At 37.1% G+C, this 5010-nt stretch carries 5 protein-coding genes; all 5 read left to right on the forward strand.

Annotated features, from left to right (window positions below; genetic code table 11):
* Window positions 1–474 (forward strand): carbohydrate ABC transporter permease (locus tag PLK24_RS08250; RefSeq protein WP_324478064.1); only part of this gene is annotated, 474 nt, incomplete at its 5' end.
* A gap of 220 nt (window positions 475–694) precedes the next feature.
* Complete coding sequence (locus PLK24_RS08255) at window positions 695–1858, forward strand: iron-containing alcohol dehydrogenase (RefSeq protein ID WP_324478066.1); 1164 nt, start codon at window positions 695–697, stop codon at window positions 1856–1858.
* A 37-nt stretch (window positions 1859–1895) separates the two neighbouring features.
* A complete protein-coding gene (gene deoC / locus PLK24_RS08260; RefSeq protein WP_324478068.1) occupies window positions 1896–2594 on the forward strand; it encodes a deoxyribose-phosphate aldolase in 699 nt (232 codons plus the stop codon).
* 102 nt (window positions 2595–2696) lie between these two features.
* A complete protein-coding gene (locus PLK24_RS08265) occupies window positions 2697–3905 on the forward strand; it encodes an alcohol dehydrogenase catalytic domain-containing protein (protein WP_324478070.1) in 1209 nt (402 codons plus the stop codon).
* Window positions 3902–5010: mannitol dehydrogenase family protein (locus PLK24_RS08270; RefSeq protein WP_324478072.1), on the forward strand; the 1109-nt coding region annotated here is incomplete at its 3' end. The genes PLK24_RS08265 and PLK24_RS08270, both read left to right, overlap by 4 nt.

Here is a 5010-nt window from a genome sequence, read left to right on the forward strand (position 1 = left end):
ATCTTCTTCTACCTTCCTTTTTATCTTATGTTCAGAAGGTTTAACTTAACCGATACCCGCATTTCTCTCGTATTAATGCACATTACCATTAACTTAGCTCTAACGATATGGGTAATGAGGGGATTTTTTCGGGAAATTCCTTACGAGTTAGAGGAGTCCGCGCAAATTGATGGCTGCAGCACCTTAGGAGCTTTTTTTAAGATCATTCTTCCCCTTTCTATTAATGGAATAATTTCGACTACAATTTTAGGATTCATTTTTTCTTGGAACGACTTCATATTTGCTAGTGTCCTTGCCGGTGGTAGTTCTCGAACTCTGCCGGTTGTTGTAGCTCGATTTATTGGATATTATGAAATTAAATGGGGAGAGCTTTCGGCAGGAGGTGTAGTAGCCATCATTCCAGCAATTATATTTATTGGTTTTGTTCAAAAATATTTAGTCCGAGGTCTTACTTTTGGTGCTTTAAAAGAATAATATAAATTAAGCTAATATTTTAAAAAAAATAGTTATTAACCAACTGAATCCCTCTTAATCTTCCTTTATTCAAAGGCGGACTAAATTGGATCAGAAATAGTCGGTTATTTTTAAACCAAAAGAAGGCGTTGAAAGATGTCCTTTCATGCAGCAACTTTAAGGAAAAAAAAGAGATTATTTAATATTATGGGTAAAGGGGAAGCACTAAGAGGTGTTGAGAATGAATTCAAAATATTTTAACTTTGAACCCCAAACTAAGCTCATTTTTGGAACCAACTCATTAAATAGTTTAAAAACTGAGCTTAAGCCTTTTGGGAATACTCTGCTAATTGTAGCTCAAAAGAAAATTGAAGAGATGGGATATCTGAAAAGAGTTACGGATCAATTAACAGATGGCCACTTCAAATTATATTTTTGGTCTTCTATCCATGACAACCCGGTGGTATCCGATGTTGATGATGCTGTAGAATCTCTCAAATCAATAAAATTTGATGCAATCATTGCCTTAGGAGGGGGAAGCACGATAGATGTAGCCAAGGCCCTATCAGTGACTGCATGTACCGGTGGATTAGCTTGGGATTATGTCTATTCTTCAGCAAAAAGAACTGTAAGTCAAACCATTCCAGTTATTGCTATACCTACCACCTCTGGTACTGGGAGTCATATGACCAAATATTCCGTATTAACCAATCCTCAACAGGGCATTAAATCAACTATTGTTACAGAAAAAATTTTTCCCAAGGTAGCCATCGTTGATCCAACCTTAATGGTAAGTTTGCCCCAATATATGACGGCAGTTACTGGATTTGATGCTTTATCTCATGCAGTTGAATCCTATGTTTGTATCAATGCTAATCGGATGACCGACATGATTTGTGAAAAAGCAATTCAAACCATTGCTAAAGCTCTGCCACAGGTTATCAACAATTTAAATGATTTGATTCTACGTGAAGATATGGCTTGGGCTGATACCTTAGCTGGTATAGGAATTGCTTATTCGGGGAGCACTTTACCTCATGCTATGGGTCAACCTATCTCCGGACGATATCCAAAGATTCGTCATGGAGAAACTTTAGCGGCTATTTATCCTTCGATTGTCGGTTTTTCTTATCCAGGAAATGTTGAGAAGTTTGATCGAATAGTCCGTTGGATTGCAGAAGGTATCAAAATGGAAATTGAAAATATAGATGCTGAATTAGCTTCAAAGGTTTTTAGTGAATTTCTAAAAAGGATTGGATTATCAATTCGTTTGTCGGATTTTGGATTGGAAGAAAAAAACATTCATGATTTTATCGATCCAACGTTAAAATGCGGTGATGTTTATACTAATCCAGTGGTAGCTACTGAGCAGGATATTATCGAACTTTTTAAATTATCATTGTAGTTGAGCAAAATATTATTAATTATTGGAGGTAATATTAATGATAACCAAGGAACAATTTGCTGCAATGCAAGATCATTCAATATTAGAACCTTATGCTACTGAAAATGAAATACGAAAAAGATGTGAAGAAACTATTCAATATGGATTTGCAGCAGTTTATGTCAACCCATGCTGGGTTTCCTTTGCTAAAAAAATTATTGGAGACAAAGCAAAAGTGGGTACAGTAGTTGGTTTCCCACATGGTGCAAATACGACCAAGATAAAAATCGCTGAAGCTCTTGAAGTAATTGACAATGGAGCGGATGCTCTTGATTTAGTTATTAACATTTCAAAACTAAAATCAAAAGATTATGACTACGTGGAAAATGAATTGAAGCAATTTGTTAAAGCAGTTAAAGATAAAAAACCGAGTGTTTTGGTGAAAATCATCATAGAGACCTGTTATCTCAATCATGATGAAAAGGTCAAGGCTTGTGAAATTGTTGCTCGTTCAGGAGCTGATTACATTAAAACCTCCACGGGATGTGGCCCTGCTGGTTGTAAGGTAAGCGATATTCGGATTATGAAACGCATAGTAGGAGATAAGATGAAAATCAAGGGAGCCGATAGAATTAGCTCGGTTGAAGATGCGCTGTCGATCATTGAGGAAGGAGCGTCTCTTTTAGGTGAAAGCCATGCTATTCAATGGCTTGCTGATTGGGATAAACAGTTATGGTCAAAAGATTATAAGAGATGATTTATTTAATTAAGGACTCCTTTTAAAATATATGGAGTCCTTTTTTGTTTCTAATACAATGTTTTGTATTGCCAATATTTACCTTTAAAAAAGGAGAGGAATATGTCTTCCTATCATTCTAAGGCATTTGTTTACCATGGCCATCCCGAGCAGGTTACGTTGGAAACCCTTGACTTGGATTGTGGTCCAAATGATTTAATTGTCAAGGTTTTGATGTGTGCCCGTTGTGGAACCGATAAATCAATTTTCTTACATGGTCACAAAAACGTCGACCCTTATGCTCCCGTCGTTCTTGGTCATGAGTTGATTGGAACTATTGTTGAGGTTGGTAATAATGTTAAAAATTGTAATGAAGGGATAGGATATGCTCAAGGAAAAAAATTATCCCCTGATTATCTCAGTTTTTCTGTTGTTGAGAGAGTGACCTTCCAATCCCGCATAGCTCGCTATAAAAATGGCTTGATGCTTATTCCCAAACCGATAGCCAACCTTTCTTTTCAAATTAATGGCGGATATGCTCAATATATGAGAGTTCCTGAAGATATGATACGTTCAGAGTCAGTGATTCGAGTTCCTGAGATAGTTTCTGATGAAGAAGCCTGTTTGATAGAACCAGCAGCTTGTGCCTTGGAGTCGATTTATGCCACTCCTCATCCAGTTGGAGTAGACAAGGAGGGGAGGCATATCTATAAAGCCGGTATACGATCTGGTGGGAAAACCTGCATTATCGGTTCGGGAACGGTCAGTATGCTTTATGCTTCATTGGCAATATTAGAAGGTGCGAGTAAAGTGGTCATGGTGGTTCGATCTGAAAAAAAAGAAAAACTCATTCATCAAATTTTAAAAAACCAAGTCAATGTTTATGTTGTTCCTCAGCTCATAAATTCCACTATTCAAGAAAGACTTTTACAAGAAGAAAAAATCGTTCATGATTTGGAAGAAATGACCAGAGGATATTTATTCGATGATGTAGTGTGTGCCTGTTCTGATCCAAATGCCCAGCGGCTTATGCTTAAGCTTTATACCCGAGAAGGGTATGGAGTCGGAGCTTGTTTTGGGGGAACCCATTCTTTGGTCGATCAAGTCGACATTGATCAGAACCATTATCGTTGTGCCAAAACCATTGGAACCAGTGGTTGTTCAACCGATGCGATGAAAGCGGTATTACAATGGCTTTATGAAGGAAAATTATCTTTCCAAGGCTTTACTTCATCCAGGAAATTTACCTTTGATGACTCCCCTCAAGAATTTTTTACCACATCAGCTGATGGGCTTAAACCGGTTCTCTATCCCTGGGAATCCCGATTATGAGTAAAAAGGCAGTTATTATTGGAGCCGGAGCCTTGGCATTAGGTTTTTTAGGTGAACGATTAGCTCTGGATTATGAAATCACTTTTGCTGATAAGAACATAAAAACTCCATTTTTGAAAGAACTTCAAAATCAACAGCAGTATATTCTCAACATCTGCCATCTTGATGGCATAGAATCTGTCTCGATTCAAGGACGATTTAATGTCTTTAATCTTGACCAAGAAAAAGAAAAAAATGACTTTTATAAAGTAATTACTGAAGCCGATCTGATTTTTACCACGGTAGGAAATCAGAATTTACCGATCGTTATATCCCAGATTGCCCCAATACTCAACGAACAAATGAGGGGGAATTGTATCCTTTTATGTGAAAACGGACGTAACTTGGCTCAAATCTATCAAAAATTTTTTAAAGCCAGTAAGGTGGTTGATACTGTGATGTCTCGGATGTGCCGCTTTACCACACAGGAAGAAAGTGGTTATGGTTATAAACCACTTTGGAAAAACCTTCCTGACAGGTTGGTAGTTGAAGCTTATGACTACCTTCCGCTCAATGTTGCAGCATGCTCATCTGAACAATTTTCTCCGGTTTTCACTCTGATTGAACCTGATATTTTTTCAACCTGGGAAGATATTAAATTCTTCGCCCATAACGGAACTCATGCTTTTATTGCCTATCATGCTTTTCTAGATGGAATAAAATATTTTTCCGATGTTGATCATAAATTAAAGGAAAAAGCTGAAAAAATGCTGTTTAACGAAATCATCCCGGCTTTACATCGAGCTCACCCTGATTTTCCTTTACGTGATTTGAAAGATTATGGCGAAAATCTTTTAGAGAGAATATACAATCCATTCTTTCATGATTCAATTGACAGAGGTATTCGTGGGATATTGGAGAAATTAAAGCCAAGCGAGCGGTTAGTGAACGGATTGAGATTTATTCATCATCAGGGGATTAAACCAGTTCATTTTGCCAGCGCTATTTTAGCTGGTTATAAAATCATTTCCAAATTAGAGCTACTACCCGAAACCATTAAAGATTTTCTTATCAATCACTGTGGTATCATCGAGGAAGAACTTATTCAATTAATCATGGGTAATCC

The organism is Atribacter sp., assembly GCF_035418125.1.
Classification (GTDB): Bacteria; Atribacterota; Atribacteria; order Atribacterales; family Atribacteraceae; genus Atribacter; species Atribacter allofermentans.